Consider the following 17000-nt stretch of genomic DNA (forward strand, 5'->3'; position numbering starts at 1 on the left):
GCCAGTTAGCTGTCACAGTTGTCGTTATGTTGACCCGCAGACTCCTCCAGCTCTTTGTCGGCCTTGCCATGTACGGCATATCCCTGGCCATGTTCATCCGCGCCGGCCTTGGCCTGGACCCGTGGGATGTGTTCCATCAGGGCGTTGCCGGCAGGACCGGACTGAGCATTGGTGTAGTGGTCATCATTGTCAGTTTCCTGGTGCTGCTCCTCTGGATCCCGCTGCGGCAGTGGCCGGGCTTCGGCACGCTCTGCAACGCCGTGCTGGTGGGCGTTTTCGCGGACGTTGGCTTGGCCCTGATCCCAACGTTCTCGCATCTGGGTGGCCAGATCGGCCTGCTGGCAGGCGCCGTGCTGCTGAACGGCATCGCGTCCGCCTGCTACATCGGTGCCCGGTTCGGTCCAGGGGCCAGGGACGGCCTGATGACAGGCCTGGCACGGCGCACCGGCTGGTCGGTTCGGGTCTCGCGCACCCTGATTGAGGTTGTGGTGCTCGCAGTTGGCTGGCTACTGGGCGGTTCCGTGGGGGTGGGCACAGTGGTCTACGCCCTCGCCATCGGACCGCTGGTGCAGCTGCTGCTCCCGTGGTTTATGGTGCCAGCGGCTATTCCACCGGCACTTGTCCCCGAGCCCGGGGCCAGTGAGCTGCCTGCCGGTCCACTGGCCGCCGTCGACCCCGCTGGTGCTGAACCGCTGGCCCGGAACGCCTAGGAACCGTTAGCCAGGACCGGCTGGCACTGTGGACAGTAATAAATGTCCCGTTCCTCTTCGCCGTTGGGTTTGCCGAGCGCGTCGCGCCGGATGGGGGTCCGGCACTTGAGGCACGGCTGGTGTTCGCGCCCGTAAACCCAGTAGCCTGGCCGGCCCGCCATCCGTCCCACTGGCATGCCGCGCGGATTCAGGATGGTTACCCGGCGGCCCGGACCCAGGTTGGCTTCCAGCAGCTGTTTGGCGTCCGTCATCAGGGTCCGGAGGTCCGCCACGGCCGATACCGGCGACGCCGGGTGCACGCCGGACAGGAAGCACGCCTCGCAGCGGTAGATGTTTCCGATGCCTGCCAGGTTGCGCTGGTCCAGCAGGGCGACGCCGATGGGCACCTCGGGTGCCGCGCGGATCCGCCGTTCCGCCTCGGCTGGGTCCCAGTCCGGACCCAGCAGGTCCGGACCCAGATGGCCCACGATGGTGTCCTCCTCCGCCGTCTTGACCACCTCCACGATGCCCAGGGAAAATCCGACAGCGTCTGCCGCGGCCGTGCGGAGTACGCACCGGGCGGTGAAACCCGGCTTCCGCCAGCGTCCTCCCGGCGGATAGACCTGCCAGCTGCCTTCCATTTTCAGGTGCGAGTGGATGGTGAGTTTCCGATTCTCCGGCCCCACTACGCGCATCAGGAGATGCTTGCCTCGGGGGACCACCTCTGCCACGGTCCAGCCTGCGAGGTTGAGGGTGGCGAACCGGGGGACGCGGAAGTCCGACGCGGTGAGCGTCTGCCCGGCCAGGGCTTGGTGCAGCTGGTGGGCAGCCCGCCAGACGGAGTCGCCCTCAGGCACGGATCCTCAGCCCCTTGGGGGTGGAGTATGCCCCGGCCGCGGCCAGGGCTGCTGCCACCGGGGTGTCCAAAATGCCATGGCCGTTCACTTTTTCCATGATGAGCTTGTCCACGGCGCCGCGCGTGACCACACCCACCAGCGCCGAGCCGGCAGCGGACAGCACGGGTTCGTGGTCGCTGAAGGCCAGCAGTGTTTTGCCTCCCCGTTCAACGTAAAGGACCAGCGCGCCGTCAACGAGCACCACCAGTGCACCCGCCTTCCGTCCGGGCCGGTGGCCGGTTCCGGCCTCCTCGTTGAGGGCGGGCCAGGGCAGGGCAGCCCCATAAGGGTTGGCCGGATCGGTGGCCGCAAGCGCCAGGGCGATGGGCTCGGGCTTCACAATCTGGGTGTCCTCGGAATAGGAGCGCAGCCTGTCCACCGTTGCCGGAACCGCGAACTGGGCAGCCCCGAGATGTTCGATGAAGTACCCGCGGCGGCAACGCCCAGCCTCTTCCAGCCGGGCCAGGACCTTGTACATCAGGCCGAAACCGCCCAGGATCTGCTCGGCCATAACCGAGCCCCGGGTGACAACGCCGTACCTGTCCAGCAGGAGCTCAGCGGTGGCACGGGCATGGATGGTGGGGTCCAGTTCTGGTGAGGGCAGGGCGGACCAGCGTCCGGCTGCCATTGGCGGTGTGGCCGCGGCTCCGGACGCTGTGCCGTAGCGCCCGCCGCCCAAGCCCGAGGAGCCCAGGCCGGGGGAACCTAAGAGGCCCGTGCCGTGGGAGCGGCCCAGCCGGCTCATTCTTGGAGCCCGCAGCCGTGGTGCCTTCGAAACCTGGCGGTGGGCCGTGTGGCCCCCGGCGATGAGGGCCCGGACCGGCGCGAAGGTGTCGCCGGTGATCCGCCCGGCCCACGCGAGGTCCCACAGAGCTGACACCACGTCCTGGTCGCTCAACACTGCGTCCATGCCCCCGGCAACCTCCGTCAACTGGCGGAAGAAGTAGCCGCCGCCGTTGTTCCGGAGGTAGTCCAGCAGCCGTTGTTGCGCGTCGCCGGGCTCATATTCGACGGCGGGGTTCAGCGTCAGTTCGGCCGAATCTGCCAGGTGCAGGCTGATCCAGCCGTCGTTCCCGGGAAGCCCGCCGGCGCCGGACCAGAGGACTTCCCCGGCGGCCATCAGCTCGTCCAGCATGGCGGGCTGGTAGTTGGAGACCCGGCTGGCCAGCACAAGCGGCTCCCAGGCCGATGCCGGGACCGGAACCCCGGACAGCTGGTCGATAGCGGTAATGATTCCGTCCAGCCCGCGCAGGGAAGGCTGTCCGCGGCCGGCGCCTGGCGTCCTGACGTGCTGCCACGCGGGCAGGAACCGCCCGTAGGCGGCGGCATCTACCGGCTCCACTTCTGCGCGCAGTGCCGCCAGCGACCGGCGCCGCAGCTTCCGGAGCACCTCGGCGTCGCACCATTCGCTGGTGGGCGGGGACACGTGCACTTGCGGGGATTCTGGCAGCGGTGTGGGGTTCTGCACCGCCGGATCGGAGTGGCTGGCATCCGGGTCCACGAGGTCCGCGGAGGCTACGTCCAGGGGACCTTCAATGGGTGGGGTTTCCCGGCCCGGTGTGGCATGGGGCCGGAACTCGCCTTCCACCACACGGCCGTCCGCGGCGAGGCGCTTCAGTGCCGTGCTGACAACGGCGACGCCAAGGCCCAGCCGTGCCGCTGCCTCGGATGCCGTGAAGGGGCCGTGGGTCCGGGCATACCGGGACACAAGATCGCCGAGGGGATCCGCCACGGGCTCGATGAAGGCCAACGGCACGCCCATCGGCAGCGGGACACCGATCGCATCCCGCAGGCGTGCAGCGTCCTCGACGGCGGCGAACCGCTCCACTCCGCCGATATTGATTTTGATGGCACGGTTGGCCCGCTGCAGTGCGGCCAGGTGGGAAGTTGCAAGGGCGGCGTCGGCGTGCGGGGTTTCGGCGGGTCCACCCACCGGAGCAGGTTCAGCCACGGGGGTGGAATCGGGCACTGTGGCCGGTTCCAGCCGCGCCGCGACCTCTTCGATGGCCAGCGGACCAAGGAGCCTTAGGAGGTCGGCAACGCCTTCCAGCCCGCGGGCACGGCGGTCCGGGGCCAGGCGCTGCAGTTCAAGCTCGGTGGCCTCGATGACTTTGGCATCGAGCAGCTCACGGAGTTCCACCCGGCCCAGCAGCTCGTTCAGGAGCGTCGAGTCCAGTGCCAGGGCGGCGGCACGGCGTTCGGCCAGCGGGGAGTCGCCCTCATACAGGAACTGCGCCACGTACCCGAAGAGCAGGGACTTCGCGAAGGGCGACGGCTGCTGGGTGGTGGTCTGCACAATCCGCAGTTCGCGTCGTTCGATGGACGCCGCAATGTCTTTCAGTGCAGGGAGGTCGTACACGTCCTGCAGGCACTCGCGGACCGTTTCCAGCACGATGGGGAACGTGGGGTACTTTCGGGCCACGTCCAGGAGCTGTGCGGACCGCTGGCGCTGCTGCCATAGGGGCTGCCGCTTGCCCGGAGTTTGGCGGGGGAGCAGCAAGGCGCGAGCGGCGCACTCGCGGAAGCGCGAGGCGAACAGGGCGCTGCCGCCCACCTCGGCGGTGACAATCTGTTCCAGTTCCTCGGGGTCAAAAAGGAAAAGCTCAGCTCCGGGCGGCTCGTCCTCCATCATCGGGACGCGCAGCACAATGCCGTCATCGGCGGCCATTGCGGAGCCGTCCACGCCATACCGCTGGTGGAGGCGCTGCCCGACGGCGAGCGCCCATGGAGCGTGCACTGGCATGCCGAACGGGCTGTGCAGGATCACACGCCAGTCGCCGAGTTCATCATGGAACCGCTCCACTACCAAGGTGGTGTCGTTGGGAACCACGTCAGTGGCGAGCTTCTGCTCTGCCAGATACTGGATCAGGTTGTTCGCGGCGAATTCATCCAGGCCGCTGGCCTGGCAGCGTTCGGTGGCAGGCCCGACGTCGGCCGCGGACAGTTCCCGCACGAAGGCGCCCAGCGCGCGGCCCAGGTCCACGGGCCTGCCCAGCGAGTCACCCTTCCAGAAGGGGAGTTTGCCGGGCTGGCCGAAGGCTGGCGATACGAGGACGCGGTCGTGGGTGATGTCCTCGATCTTCCAGCTCGTGGCGCCGAGGGCAAAGATGTCGCCCACCCTGGATTCGTACACCATCTCCTCGTCGAGTTCGCCCACGCGGCGGCCGCCCTTGGCCTGGGAGGGTGTGGCCGCCTTGCCGTCACCTGAGGGGGAAGCCGAACCTTCAACCTCGGTGCCGATGATGTAGACGCCGAACAGGCCGCGGTCAGGGATGGTGCCGCCCGAGGTGACGGCTAGCCGTTGGGCGCCCGGCCTGCCTTCGATGGTGCCGGCGTTGCGGTCCCAGATGATCCGGGGGCGGAGCTCCGCGAATTCGTCGGACGGATAACGGCCGGCCAGGAGATCCAACGTGGCCTCAAAGGCGGAACGGGGGAGGGAGGCGAAGGGCGCGGACCGCCGGACCGTGGAGAACCACTCCTCCACATCGATGCTGCCCAAGGCAGTGGCTGCAACAGTCTGCTGCGCCAGGATGTCCAAGGGATTGGCCGGGACAAAGAGCCGCTCGATCTTTCCCCCGAGCATCCTCTCAACGGTGATGGCGGTGTGGACAAGGTCTGCCCGGTGCTTGGGGAAGAGCACACCCTGGGAGACTTCGCCCACCTGGTGACCGGCCCGGCCTACCCTTTGCAGGCCGCTGGCCACGGAGGGCGGGGATTCCACCTGCACCACGAGGTCCACGGCTCCCATGTCGATGCCGAGCTCCAGGGACGAGGTGGCAACGACGCACCGCAGCCGGCCGGACTTGAGGTCGTCCTCGATCAGGGCACGCTGGTCCTTGGAGACGGAGCCGTGGTGGGCGCGGGCCAGCACAGGATCGGCTCCGGCGGTGCTGCCGGCCTGCGCCATCATGTTGGCGGGTGTTGCCGTGGACACCGGTACAGCTGACGCCGGAACACCCGCAGGCCCGTCCGTTGCAGCCCCGGGCTCAACGTCCCCCCAACCGCCGCCCACGGCCACGAGTTGCCGCTCGGCATAGATCTCGTTCAGCCGCGCTGTGAGGCGCTCGGCAAGGCGGCGGGAGTTGGCGAAGACGATGGTGGACTGGTTGGCCAGCACCAGGTCAACGATTTTTTCCTCCACATGTGGCCAGATGGAGGCCTGCGGCTGGAGCCCGGAAGCCGGGCCGGAGTCGAAGGCTCCCGCAGCACCCTGGAGGTCGGACATGTCTTCCACCGGAACGGAAACAGTGAGGTCCCAGTTCTTGCGCGATGGCGGCGCCACGATCTCTACCGGTGCGGACCCGGCTAGGAACTGGGCCACCAGCTCGCGGGGCTCAACCGTGGCCGAAAGTCCGATGCGCTGGGCCGGTTTGGGCAGCAGGGCATCGAGCCGTTCCAGCGAAACGGCCAGGTGCGCCCCCCTCTTGGTGCCTGCGACGGCGTGGACCTCGTCAACGATGATGGTGTCCACTTCGGTCAACGTTTCGCGGGCCCTTGACGTCAGCATCAGGAACAGCGATTCGGGCGTGGTGATGAGGATGTCCGGCGGGTTGCTGAGCAGCGCGCGGCGGTCCGCCGTCGTGGTGTCCCCGGACCTGACCCCCACAGTGATCAGCGGGGCAGGCAGCTCCAGCCGCTTGGCCGTCTGCGTAATGCCGATCAGGGGTGAGCGGAGGTTCCGTTCGACGTCGACGCCCAGGGCTTTCAGGGGCGAGATATACAGGACCCGGGTTTTACGCTTGGGAGCCCGGGGACGCCTACCCTTTCCTGGAGGCGCTTCGATGCCGGGCAATTCCGGAGCAGGCTCCGGGGCCGAGGACAGCAGGCGGTCCAGGGCCCACAGGAAGGCCGCGAGGGTCTTGCCTGACCCGGTGGGCGCCACCACGAGGGCGTGCGAGCCGGAGGAGATGGCGTTCCAGGCGCCAATCTGGGCGGGAGTCGGCTCCGAAAAGGCGCCCAGGAACCAGTCCCGGGTGGGGCGGCTGAACCTGCCCATGGGGGCGTCTGAAACGGCGTGTGCACCGGTTTCAGGCGGCTGGTTCTCCTGCATGCCTCCATCATGCCCTACCCCACCGACAGGACCGCCGGCCCCGGCCGGCCAGGGAATTCCAGGGCACGGATCGCTGGCTCCGGCCCCTCCCTCCGGCGCGGTCAACCCTTATCTGCCCGTGGGAGATCCTTTGTGGCCGGGCCTTCGAGGAGGTGTCCGTCGCTGCTGAACCGGGAGCCGTGCAGCGGGCAGTCCCAGGTCAGTTCGCTGTCATTCCAGGTGACTATTCCGCCGAGATGGGTGCAGACCGCAGAGAGCCTGCACGTGGTTCCGTCCACAGTGGATACTGCCACCGGACGGGCGCCATCGCGGTAGACCTTCCCTTCGCCGTCGGCCGGGGTTGCAGCGGCAGCATGCCGTGGTGCCTTGCGATCCTCAGCCGCCACCTTGCCCCATCCGGAAGCCAGCTTCACGGCCACTTGGGCGTTGAGCTTGACCGCCGTGAGCGCACCGACCGGGGACGTGACCCGGTGGTGGATGGTGTCCGCCCAGGGGAGCTGGCCGCCCAGGATGTCGGCGGAAATGCCCAGGGCCGCGGCCACGGCATTGGTCATGCCCCACTTGTTGTAGCCCGTGCCGAAAAGGATCCGCCCCCGTCCCCGCGGCAGTGTCCCAAAGAAGGGCATGAGGTTGGTGGCCTGGTAATCCTGGGCTGACCAGGTGTGGGTGGCTGTGGCACCGGGGAAGTAGGTGCCAGCCCAATCCAGCAGCCCGTCCAGGTGCGCCTTCTCCGAAGCTGTCCGCCCCACGTGATGGCCATGTCCGCCCACCAGCAGGTACCTGCGTCCATCCGTTTCATAGTCGCGCAGCGAATGCGTAGGTTCCTCGGCCGAAAGGTACATTCCCGGTGGGGGCGCCAGTTCCGCGGGCAGTTCCAGGGCCGCGGCGTAGGAACGGAGCGGCTTGAGCTTGGTGAAGTAGAGGCCGCGGTCCAGCACGGGGATTCCGGTAGCGAGCACCACATGGTTGGATGTGATGTTGCCCCGGTCCGTCCGGACTGTCAGTGGGCCGTTCCCGGAGACATCCCGCAGCCGCACGCCGCCCACAATCGTTCCGCCACGGCTGCGGAGGTCCGCCATGAGGGCGTCCAGGGCGTCCATGGGATTGATCTGGGCTTGGCCTGCCAGCTTCAAGGCGCCTTGCACCGGGAAGGGAAGGCCGGCGTCGCCCGTGTAATCAATCTCCAGGCCTGCGGTGGTCCCGGCGGTGAGTTCCTCGCGGAGCCGTTCCAGCCCGTCGCCCGTGGTGGCGTAGGTGTAGGCGTCCCGGGGCTGGAAGGGCACGCCCTGCTCCTGAAGGTAACGCAACAGCCAGGCCTGCCCCTCCCGGTTGGCGTCCACATAGGCCTGGACCTGCTTTGCCGAATATTGGCGGGCCAGCCCGGACAACACTGTTCCCTGGAGGAGGCTGACCTTGGCCGTGGTATTGCCTGTGGTCACCGCGCCGGGGTATCGGGCCTCCAGCACGAGGACCCGCTGGCCGGACCTGGCGAGCAATAACGCGGTGACGAGTCCCGTCAGCCCGGCCCCGGCGACCACGGTGTCGTATGCGCTGCCAGCCTGGAAGGGGTCAGGACTGAAGGATCCTTTGCGGTCCAACCAAATCGACGTCATCTGAGCCCACCCTGCCTCCGCTGTGCTGGCCGTTCAACGCAGCCACTGACGGGATCCCGCCACAGGCAGGACCCCCAATATGATAAGTGTACTTATGATGCCGGGAGATGGGGTTCCTTAGGCAGCCTGGAAAGCCCCGATGGCCAGCAAACCAACCGTGGCGTTGCTGCAGGCCTGCGTTGGCTGGGCCAGGAATAGGGACGCAGTGTCTTCGGGCGGGTAAATCCGGTATCCGGCGGCAGGCACCATGGTGCAGTCCGGGAAGTTGCCCGCCTGCGTGTAGCGCAAAACGGCCGCCCCGCTTTGGCCGGGGGCAAGCAGGACGTCCACCGCAGGGGTGGTCTCGTCGCGTGTTGCGGGCGCCCCGATAGGGGCTCCGTTGGCGTCGGCCGTGAGGGAGACACCGGGGAAACCCTTGAGCAGGCATGATTCGGCGCCGGTGTTGGTCAGGGTGAGCGTCATGTAGACGCTGCCGGCCGCCCCACCTCCCGTGGAATCGTTGGCGGCGGACAGGGTGGCAGCCTTGCACAGCGCGGGCCCTGCCGCCGTGGGGGTGGCTGACGACGGCGGCGATGCAGTTGTGCTGGGTGCGGCTGAGGACGTGGTGGGGCTGGCGGAGGAAGAGCCGGGTTCCGTGCTTGCCTGCGTCTGCGGCTGGCTTGGACCGCAGGCGGTGAGCAGCAGTGCCGCTGCGGCAGCCGCCGTCGTGATGACGAACCCCTGTGACAAAAGTAGAGACCTCATGGCACAACCATTGTGGCTGGTGTGACAGGAGTCAATGATGCAATGCGGGGCTGTGCCAATTTGATGCCCGGATCGTGATGATCCGGGCATCAAATCGCCGGGTTTAGGAGCTGCCCGTTACTGACCGGGCGTCGCACCTTCCTGCTTGCGCTTCGCGCCGCTGCGGGCGAGTGCAATACCGCCGAGCGCCAGTCCACCCACGCCCGCTGCCAGGCCGGCCCAGCTGCGTGCCTCGGCGCCGCTGTCCGTCACTGCTGAGGCCTGCTCGGTGGAGTGCGCCGCGGTTGCGGCAGCGCTGTGGTTATCAGTGCCGGCCGCCGCCGTGATGGTGATGGATGGCGCCGGAGCCTTCAGCGAGTGCGGGTCCTGGCCGTCCTTGGCGATTTCCGACCAGTCCGTCTGGCCAATTTCGCAGGTCTGCAGGGTGGGGAAATAGAGCGTGGTGCCTGCCGCGTCGGGCAGTTTCATGGATAGCACCAGGGCGTCGCGCAGATCATGGGCGAGGGGCGCCTTGGCGGTGTAGACGATCTGGCTGGTGCGCTTGGTGATGGATGTGCCGTCGGCCAGTTTCCTGGGTTCCGCCAGCTGTTCGGTCACCTTTTCGACGGTCCAGTTGGGGTTCACCGTGGGCTGGGCGTCGTTGAGTTCGGCGGGCAGGGTGATGGCTACCTTGGTGGTGCCTGATTCTTCGCAGCCGTGCGGGATGCCGAACGTCAGGAGGGCGTACGAGTTTGCGGCTGTCTTGTCCGGGGTGACTCCGACGTGCGCCGACGCGCCGCCTGCGGCCGCCAGCAGGAGCGCCGCGGTGCCGGCAGCAGTGATGAGGGTACGGCGAATGGTGGAAGTGTTCATGGGGTTGCCTTTCGGACGCACGCGCCGGAATCGGGCGTGCGGAATTACGGGTTGAGGCCCGTCACCTGTGGTCCGGTGCGGGCAGAGTCAGGAAAGCACGACGGCGGAAGGCGGCCCGCGTCGGCTGTCTTGCCTGAGGTTCCGCCAGGGAGGGTCCGGGCAAACCGGCGGCGGGCCGGGCACCGCCGGTGCCGCACCGGCGTCGGGCGTTATTGCCTCCGGAAGCCGGACCAGCGGCCTGAGCCACGCGGCTAAGCCCCACAGGGCGTCCTCGCCTTTGGCGAGGAGCAGGGCGCAGGCTGCCGTGGCCACCACGTGGGCAAGGAGCATCAGCGTTCCTTCGGCGGAATCCGTTCCATGAAGGTGGGTGGTGGATCCGACAATGGGGGCAGCTGCGCCGGAAGCGTGATGGATGTCGGCCGCGCCCGGTTCGGTGGCAAGGGCGCCGTCGGAAAGGCCGGGGGCGCTGAAGGCTGTGAAGATTTCGTGGAGGGCGAGCTGTCCGGCACCAAGCAGCGCGATCATTGCGGCCCCATTGAGCTTGAACCGGGTGGCCGTGGTGGCCGCGAGCCCGGTCAGTGCCAGCACCGCCAGCAGGATTCCCGGTGCGGGGAGGTCTCCGCCGCCCAGGACGTGGGCCCCGGCAGCGAGCGTCAGGATTCCCGCGGAGACGGCGGCGGCGCGGAGGAGATGGAAGGGAGTCCGGGCATGGTGCGTACGCACGGGGCCTCCCTCGGTTTTGGTGACATTCTGGCTGCCGCTGCGCGTGAAGGCGTGGGCTTTCCGATTCTACCGGTGGTTCGGGGCGCCTTCTGCGGAGACCGGGCTGCCAGCGAGGAGCTCTGCCAGGACGTCCGCCGCAGTGTCGTGGCGGATCAGTGAGGCGGCCTGGCCCGCCCACAATGACATCAGCTCCGTGTTGCCCTGGGCCGCTGCTTGCGGCCGGAAGCGGCCGGTGAGCCAGTTCTGGACCGGGAAGGGGGCTATTGCGCCGGACGCGGAGAGTTCGGCGATGATGCGGTTCGGGATGCCGCGGGCCAGTCGCCCGCTGAGGGCCCGGGTGAGCACGGTTTCCCCGGCCGTAGGGCTGTGCAACACGGCACGATACGCCGGCACGGCAGCCGATTCCCGAGTGGCCAGGAAGGCCGAGCCAACTTGGACGGCGTCGGCGCCGAGGGCCAGTGCGGCAGCGTAGCCGCGGCGGTCAGCGATGCCGCCGGCGGCGATCACGGGGATTCCGACGGCGTCCCTCACCTGGGGAACCAGGGCGAACGTGCCGATGAGGGACTCCTCTGCGGGCTTGAGGAAAGAAACCCGGTGGCCGCCGGACTCCATGCCGCTGGCCACTACGGCGTCCACGCCGCCAGCCTCCAGGGCAACGGCCTCAGCAACGGTCGTGGCCGTGCCTACTACCACGATTCCACGCCGGTGAGCCTCCTCGACAAGGTCCGGAGCGGGAACCCCAAACACAAAACTCACGACGGCGGGCGCCGCCTCCAGCGTGGCCTCCACCTGCTCGTCGTAGTCGGCCAGGTAGCGGTCCGGCATTGCCGGAACGGGCAGCCCTACTTCGTCGAAGTAAGGCCGAAGGGTTTCGACGTAATTGTTGAAGTCCTTTTGGGAGAGATCGGTGACTTCGTCGCCCGTGGGGACCCAGAGGTTTAGGGCAAATGGCTTAGCGGTGGCCTTCCTCAGCTCAGCCGTAGTAGTGCGGATGGCATCCGCGCCGTAGCCGTACAGGCCATAGGAACCCAGCCCGCCGCCGTCGCTCACGGCTGCCGTCAGCGCCACGGAAGAGACGCCGCCGAAAGGGCCGAGGACCACCGGAACGTCCGTGCCGAACAGTTCCGTGATGCGGTGTGGCTGGGCGGGTGTGGCGTAGGCGGGCGTCATGGCGTGGCTCCTTGAGGTCGCGGGCGGCTTCAGGACCCAGTGTGGCAGTGCTGCTGACCGCGCCCCAACTTACGGGCCGCGGGAGTCAGTCCGTTTCCGGGCCGGAGCAGTAGGGGCAGTCGTCGGGGCAGGGGTCGGTCACGGCTGACGACCAGTGAGTTCGAAGCCGTCGCTGACATGGAAGAGCCTCCGGCCACCTACGGGCGTCTTGACCCAGACCGTTTCACCGTCCATTGTCTTGGTGTCGACCTCGCCGGAGTACTCGGTGTGGCCGTTCCGGGTGAGCACCACATAGTCTCCTACCTGGACGTCCTCCCAAATTCCCGGGGCTTTGACGCGATTCGTCCTTGAAGTCACGGTTGTTCCTTTAGTCTTTGCGTGCCCGGCAAATTAGCGGGTCCAGTTCATACAACCCGAAGGGTCCTGCAGGCTCAATGGAGGAAGTAACCAGCCTCGCTACCGGTGTTTGTGCAGGCCTCCAGTTGGCTATATACCGCAACTTGGGGCAGGGCTAGACTGCTGGCGTAGATGTTGGAGCGACCTTGAGGAGAATGTGATGGACTACACCGGAAGCCAATCTGAGAAGGCAGTTCCCGCTGGTGAATTGGACCGCACCCACATCGGCCACACCGTCAGCTTTCAGTCAAACGAGTTCACGGTCGTCTTTGGCAAGATCGCAGGGATCGCCAGAACAGAGGCGATGGTTTACCTGTCCCTGGACGGGGTGGCAGGCGGAACGCACCTGAAGGACGAGTACGATCTTCCGCTCACCCACAACGTCTACCTCCAGTTGGATCCCATTTCCAGCGCCGAGACCACCATCAAGGACCTCTTCGGCAAGGTCCAGGAGAACCTGCGCAGTGGCAGCCATAAGGGTGAGGACAAGACGGACAAGCTCTAGCCCGCACGGCTACCGGGCCGAACCCGGTCAAGCACGAGGCCCCTACTTTCCTGCGTTCGCAGGGGAGTAGGGGCCTGTTCATGTGGCGGCGGCTTGAACCCCTGTGGACGGGAAGGGAAAGCCGCACATGGGCCGGGGCGTAGGGTGGAAGTGAGACGAAAGGAACACTTAATGAAGAAAATCCTCATGGTACTGACCAGCGTTTCCGAGATCGGCGATACCGGAGAGAAGACCGGCTACAACGTGGCCGAAGCTGCACATCCCTGGAAGGTCTTCAAAGATTCCGGGCATTTCGTCGACTTTGCGTCCATCAAGGGCGGCCAGCCCCCGCGCGACGAAGTGGACTCAAAAGATCCCATCCAGGTGGCCTTCACGGAGGATGAGACCACACGCGCCGGTCTCTATAACACTGCACGCGTTGACGTTGTAGATCCCGACCAATACGACGCCGTCTTCCTAGTGGGCGGCCACGGCACCATGTGGGACTTCCCGGACAGCGAAGGCTTGCAAAATCTGGTGGCCAGCGTCTACAACGCCGGCGGCTTGGTGGGAGCGGTCTGCCACGGACCGGCCGGACTGCTTAACGTTGAACTGAAAAACGGGCTTCGCCTCGTCGAAGGCCGCAGGGTTGCTGCCTTCACCAACGACGAGGAGGTTGCCGCAGGGAAGGACAAGGTCATCCCGTTCTTCTTGGCCGACCGGCTTGAAGAGCAAGGCGCCACCCACGTCTTCGCTGACGTCTTTGAGGAGAAGGTCGTGGTTGACGAGCGGCTGGTGACTGGCCAGAACCCGGCCTCGGCCGCTGGCGTGGCCAAGGAGATGGAGAAGCTTTTCGCAGAGGTCATTCACCAGGAAAAGGCCGAGGAACAGCATGAGACCGAGGCTCTGCGCGCCGAGAAGGACGCCGAGAAGAACGCCAGGAAGGCTGCTGCGGCAGGCACCGAACACTAACGCCCGCAGGTGGCCTTCGTCAGTGACGAAATCAGTCGGGCCGAGATCCGTTGTCCAGGTGTAAAAGCAAAACCCCTGCTTTCCTTATCATCTAAGGGAAGCAGGGGTTTTGCTACGTGGCGGTGACGGTGGGATTTGAACCCACGTTGGCTTTTACACCAAACAACATTTCGAGTGTTGCACCTTCGGCCGCTCGGACACGTCACCAACCTGAATAGGTTACCGGAGCCTGCCGTGCATCCCCAAAACGGCATAGGTTCCGGCCCGAGCAGGAGCGAACCATCCAGGATTCCCGGCATTGGTCACCCTTGGCTGCTAGGGTACGCGTTGAGTTATCCACATAGGTGATGTGCTGTGCTGTTTTTGTTGGCGGGTCGCTGGATGATGGGGGTATGGGGATCCCGGGTGTTGAGGAGGCGGTGGAGGCCTTCGAGGCTGCTGCTGCCGAGTTTGCTGCTTATGTGCGCCGGGGGCTGGGTGGCCGGGGTTCCGGGATGGGTTCCCAGATGGATTCCGGGATGGGTTCCGGGGGTGGTGATCCTTTGCGGGGGCAGGCGGATGCTTGCTTGGACGGGCTGGGCGGTTCGGTCCGGGTGGACGCGATGGTGGCGGCGTTCAGGGTGCGCCTGGCCGCCGCGTATGCGGGGAAGGCTGCGGCCTTGGACGGCCCGGTCAGGAGCCCTGGGGAGCACACGGCCCAGGAGATGGGTGTGGTGTCCGAGGTCGCGTGTGCGCTGACGGTGAGTGAACGCTCGGCCTCTGCGCTGTTGGCGCAGGCCCATGAGCTGACCACTGCCTTGCCGCTGACGCTGGCCGCGCTGCAGGCCGGGGACGTGTCGTGGCAGCACGCGCGGGTTATGGTCGATGAAACTACCGGGCTGGATGCGGCCGGGGCGGCGGCGTTGGAGGCCCGTTTCCTGGGCCCGGACGTGTCGGACCGGGCGCGGGAGTGCCCGGCCGGGGAGCTGGTCCCGTCCCGGTTCCGGCACAAGGCCAGGGCATGGCGGGAACGGCACCATCCGGTGAGTATTGAAAAGCGCCATGCCAGGAGTGTGTTGGACCGGCGGCTGGAGTACGTCCCGGACCGGGACGGCATGGCCTGGCTTTCGGCCTACCTGCCCGCGGACCGGGCAGCCGGGATCTGGAACGGCATCACCGCCGCCGCCCGCACCCTCCAGGGCCCGGCCGAGACCCGCACCATGACCCAGCTCCGCGCCGACATCGCCGCCCAACTGCTCCTCAGCGCCGGCTTCACCGGCACCACGGCCAGCCCGGCCGAGGGCAGCACAGACACAGCAGCCGGCAGCCCCAGCACCAATGATGTCGGGGCGGGCAAAAGCGGCTACACCACCACGGCAGGCAGCACCCCGGACCGCCGGACCGCCGCAGGCAGCCGCGCCCCGGACCGCGACGTCTCGGCAGGCTGCCCCGCGGGCCCCGACCTTACCGCTGGTAGTTCCCCCGACAGCCATGGCGACGCTGGAAGCGTCCTGGCCACCGGGACCGCGGCGGGCAACGAATCCGTGGCGGGCCGTGTCGAAACCACCGGGACCGCGGCGGGCAACGAAGCCGTGGCGGGCAGCGACGTCCTGCCGGGCAACGACTTGATGACGGGCCGGGTCCCCTCGCCCGCGGCTCAGGTCCTCGTGACGGTGCCGGTGTTCGCCCTGATGGGCCTCACCGACGAACCAGCCACCCTCGACGGGTACGGGCCGATCCCCGCCTCGATGGCCCGCAACCTGGTCGCCGACGGCGCCGACTCGTTCCACCGCGTCCTGACCGACCCCCGGAACGGGGCACCGCTGGAGATCGGCCGCCAAAGCTACCGGATTCCCGCCGCGATGCGCCAATGGCTGAGGCTCCGGGACGGCAAATGCCCGTTCCCCGGCTGCTCGAACCAGTCCCTGGACAATGAAGCAGACCACCTCCTGGCCTGGGCCGACGGCGGCACCACCGGCATCAGCAATCTCGGACAGCCCTGCCCCAAACATCACCGGCTGAAACACACCACCGCCTGGACACCCACCGAAGCGAGCATCGACAAACCACCGGGCTGGACCTCACCCACCGGCCGCCACTACCAAAGCGAACACCAAGACTGGGAACCACCCTGGCTACCTGCGCAGATCCTTGCCCAGTTCCCGGACCAAGAACATAGCCCCGCCGTGCACAATTACGAGCCCGACGATCAGAAACGGGCGTCAACTGCCCCCGAAGGTATCCTGCCTGATGATTTTCCTGAAGATCCGCTGCCGGAGTGGGCCCTGTTTCAGGAGCCCAAGGGCCCCTTGGCGGCGGGTGGCTTTCGCCGCGCGCGTCCCGGGGACTAGATTCATAAGCAAGATGACTAATTCAGACAAAGCAGCGCAGGCAACCGCCTATTGGACCACGGGACCGCAGCACGGCGAGCTCCGGTGCGAGGACTTGCCCGCGCCGCGGCCAGGCGAAGCCCTGGTCCGCACCCTTTACTCCGGCATCAGCAAGGGCACCGAAATTGTCGTGCATAAAGGTTCGGTTCCACCGCGAGTGGCCCAGGAGATGCGCGCCCCACATCAAGAGGGCTCGTTTCCTTCTCCCGTGAAGTTCGGCTACCTCTCCGTCGGCATTGTTGAACAGGGGCCCGAAGACTGGCTGGGCCAGATGGTCTTCTGCCTCAACCCCCACCAGGACCGCTACGTGAGTGCCATTGCCGATCTCACAAGAATCCCCGACGGCGTTCCCGCCCGCCGTGCGGTGCTCACCGGAACCGTGGAAACCGCCCTTAATGCCCTCTGGGAGGCCGGCCCACGAATGGGGGACCGGATCGCCGTGGTGGGGTCCGGCCTGGTGGGCGGCATGGTGGCCACGTTGTTGCGAAGCTTCCCGCTTTCCCGCCTTCAGTTGGTGGACCTCGATCCGGAGCGCCGGAAACTTGCAGACTGGCTCGGAGTGGATTTCGCCCACCCCGACGATGCGAAGCCGGACTGCGACATCGTCTTCCACTGCTCCGCCTCCCAAGAGGGCCTGGAGCGCAGCCTGCAGCTAACGGGCGACGAGGGGGACGTCATCGAAATGTCCTGGTACGCCAACCGCGAGGTCACCTTGCCACTCGGCGAGGACTTCCACGCCCGTCGGCTCTCCATCCGTGCCAGCCAAGTGGGCGTTGTGGCCAGGGCCCGCAGGCACCGGCGCACCAACGCAGACCGGCTGGACCTCGCCGTATCTCTCCTTAAGGATCCGGTCTTTGACGTGTTCCTCACCGGCGCCTCTCCGTTCACGGACCTTCCGGCGGTGGTCCAGGACCTGGCCGACGGGACCCTCGAAGCCCTCTGCCACGTGATCGAATACCCCAACGCCGCCAGCCCTGACCCCGCAGCAACCAGCCCCGCAGCAACCAGCCCTGCCAAAACCAGCCCCAAAGACTAGAGGTAG

13 protein-coding genes and 1 tRNA gene are annotated in these 17000 nt (G+C 67.0%); 5 read left to right on the forward strand and 9 right to left on the reverse strand.

Annotated elements, in window-relative coordinates:
* The first annotated feature begins 26 nt into the window (after window positions 1-26).
* Window positions 27-710 carry a membrane protein YczE gene (yczE, locus tag V9L18_RS15355; protein WP_337348034.1) on the forward strand — a complete coding sequence of 228 codons (684 nt, stop codon included), beginning with the start codon at window positions 27-29 and terminating at the stop codon, window positions 708-710.
* Here yczE and V9L18_RS15360 read toward each other — a convergent pair.
* The 8 genes from V9L18_RS15360 to V9L18_RS15395 all read right to left on the reverse strand — a co-directional run bounded on the left by V9L18_RS15360 (window position 707) and on the right by V9L18_RS15395 (window position 12094).
* A complete protein-coding gene (locus V9L18_RS15360; RefSeq protein ID WP_337348035.1) occupies window positions 707-1546 on the reverse strand; it encodes an Fpg/Nei family DNA glycosylase in 840 nt (279 codons plus the stop codon). The two genes, yczE and V9L18_RS15360, sit on opposite strands and share 4 nt — an antisense overlap.
* Complete coding sequence (locus tag V9L18_RS15365) at window positions 1539-6635, reverse strand: ATP-dependent helicase (protein WP_337348036.1); 5097 nt, start codon at window positions 6633-6635, stop codon at window positions 1539-1541. The genes V9L18_RS15360 and V9L18_RS15365 overlap by 8 nt, the downstream gene beginning before the upstream one ends.
* 101 nt (window positions 6636-6736) lie before the next feature.
* The gene (locus V9L18_RS15370; RefSeq protein ID WP_337348037.1) at window positions 6737-8248 is read right to left on the reverse strand and encodes an FAD-dependent oxidoreductase; all 1512 of its coding nucleotides are present in this window, start codon (window positions 8246-8248) and stop codon (window positions 6737-6739) included.
* 117 nt (window positions 8249-8365) lie between these two features.
* Window positions 8366-8992 carry a DUF4232 domain-containing protein gene (locus V9L18_RS15375; protein ID WP_337348038.1) on the reverse strand — a complete coding sequence of 209 codons (627 nt, stop codon included), beginning with the start codon at window positions 8990-8992 and terminating at the stop codon, window positions 8366-8368.
* A gap of 117 nt (window positions 8993-9109) precedes the next feature.
* Window positions 9110-9844: a YcnI family copper-binding membrane protein gene (locus tag V9L18_RS15380; RefSeq protein WP_337348039.1), complete on the reverse strand. Its 735-nt coding sequence runs from the start codon at window positions 9842-9844 to the stop codon at window positions 9110-9112.
* Between the two features lie 87 nt (window positions 9845-9931).
* A complete protein-coding gene (locus V9L18_RS15385) occupies window positions 9932-10567 on the reverse strand; it encodes a hypothetical protein (protein ID WP_337348040.1) in 636 nt (211 codons plus the stop codon).
* Between the two features lie 66 nt (window positions 10568-10633).
* Window positions 10634-11737, reverse strand: coding sequence for an NAD(P)H-dependent flavin oxidoreductase (locus V9L18_RS15390; protein WP_337348041.1), 1104 nt, complete (start codon window positions 11735-11737; stop codon window positions 10634-10636).
* 138 nt (window positions 11738-11875) lie between these two features.
* Complete coding sequence (locus tag V9L18_RS15395; RefSeq protein ID WP_337348042.1) at window positions 11876-12094, reverse strand: hypothetical protein; 219 nt, start codon at window positions 12092-12094, stop codon at window positions 11876-11878.
* Window positions 12095-12293: 199 nt separating this feature from the next.
* On the opposite strand from V9L18_RS15395, the gene V9L18_RS15400 reads away from it, so the two are divergent.
* Complete coding sequence (locus V9L18_RS15400) at window positions 12294-12638, forward strand: hypothetical protein (protein WP_337348043.1); 345 nt, start codon at window positions 12294-12296, stop codon at window positions 12636-12638.
* 171 nt (window positions 12639-12809) lie between these two features.
* Entirely contained in the window at window positions 12810-13589 is a 780-nt protein-coding gene (locus V9L18_RS15405) for a type 1 glutamine amidotransferase domain-containing protein (protein ID WP_337348044.1), read from the forward strand.
* Between the two features lie 117 nt (window positions 13590-13706).
* Here the strand turns inward: V9L18_RS15405 and V9L18_RS15410 are convergent.
* Window positions 13707-13796 (reverse strand) — tRNA-Ser (locus V9L18_RS15410).
* Window positions 13797-13981: 185 nt separating this feature from the next.
* Between V9L18_RS15410 and V9L18_RS15415 the strand changes: the two genes are divergently transcribed.
* Window positions 13982-15919, forward strand: a complete 1938-nt coding sequence (locus tag V9L18_RS15415) for an HNH endonuclease signature motif containing protein (protein ID WP_337348045.1) — start codon at window positions 13982-13984, stop codon at window positions 15917-15919.
* Window positions 15920-15932: 13 nt separating this feature from the next.
* Window positions 15933-16994, forward strand: coding sequence for a zinc-dependent alcohol dehydrogenase (locus V9L18_RS15420; RefSeq protein ID WP_337348046.1), 1062 nt, complete (start codon window positions 15933-15935; stop codon window positions 16992-16994).
* Window positions 16995-17000: the final 6 nt, after the last annotated feature.

This window comes from Pseudarthrobacter sp. CCNWLW217 (assembly GCF_037203985.1).
In the GTDB taxonomy this organism is placed as follows: domain Bacteria; phylum Actinomycetota; class Actinomycetes; order Actinomycetales; family Micrococcaceae; genus Arthrobacter.

What these genes read in the sequence shown, in the direction of transcription:
- V9L18_RS15415 (WP_337348045.1), top strand. Translation starts at nt 13,982, where the DNA reads ATGGGGATCCCGGGTGTTGAGGAGGCGGTGGAGGCCTTCGAGGCTGCT.
- V9L18_RS15420 (WP_337348046.1), top strand. Translation starts at nt 15,933, where the DNA reads ATGACTAATTCAGACAAAGCAGCGCAGGCAACCGCCTATTGGACCACG.
- V9L18_RS15400 (WP_337348043.1), top strand. Translation starts at nt 12,294, where the DNA reads ATGGACTACACCGGAAGCCAATCTGAGAAGGCAGTTCCCGCTGGTGAA.
- V9L18_RS15405 (WP_337348044.1), top strand. Translation starts at nt 12,810, where the DNA reads ATGAAGAAAATCCTCATGGTACTGACCAGCGTTTCCGAGATCGGCGAT.
- yczE (WP_337348034.1), top strand. Translation starts at nt 27, where the DNA reads ATGTTGACCCGCAGACTCCTCCAGCTCTTTGTCGGCCTTGCCATGTAC.
- V9L18_RS15390 (WP_337348041.1), bottom strand. Translation starts at nt 11,737, where the DNA reads ATGACGCCCGCCTACGCCACACCCGCCCAGCCACACCGCATCACGGAA.
- V9L18_RS15375 (WP_337348038.1), bottom strand. Translation starts at nt 8,992, where the DNA reads ATGAGGTCTCTACTTTTGTCACAGGGGTTCGTCATCACGACGGCGGCT.
- V9L18_RS15380 (WP_337348039.1), bottom strand. Translation starts at nt 9,844, where the DNA reads ATGAACACTTCCACCATTCGCCGTACCCTCATCACTGCTGCCGGCACC.
- V9L18_RS15365 (WP_337348036.1), bottom strand. Translation starts at nt 6,635, where the DNA reads ATGCAGGAGAACCAGCCGCCTGAAACCGGTGCACACGCCGTTTCAGAC.
- V9L18_RS15370 (WP_337348037.1), bottom strand. Translation starts at nt 8,248, where the DNA reads ATGACGTCGATTTGGTTGGACCGCAAAGGATCCTTCAGTCCTGACCCC.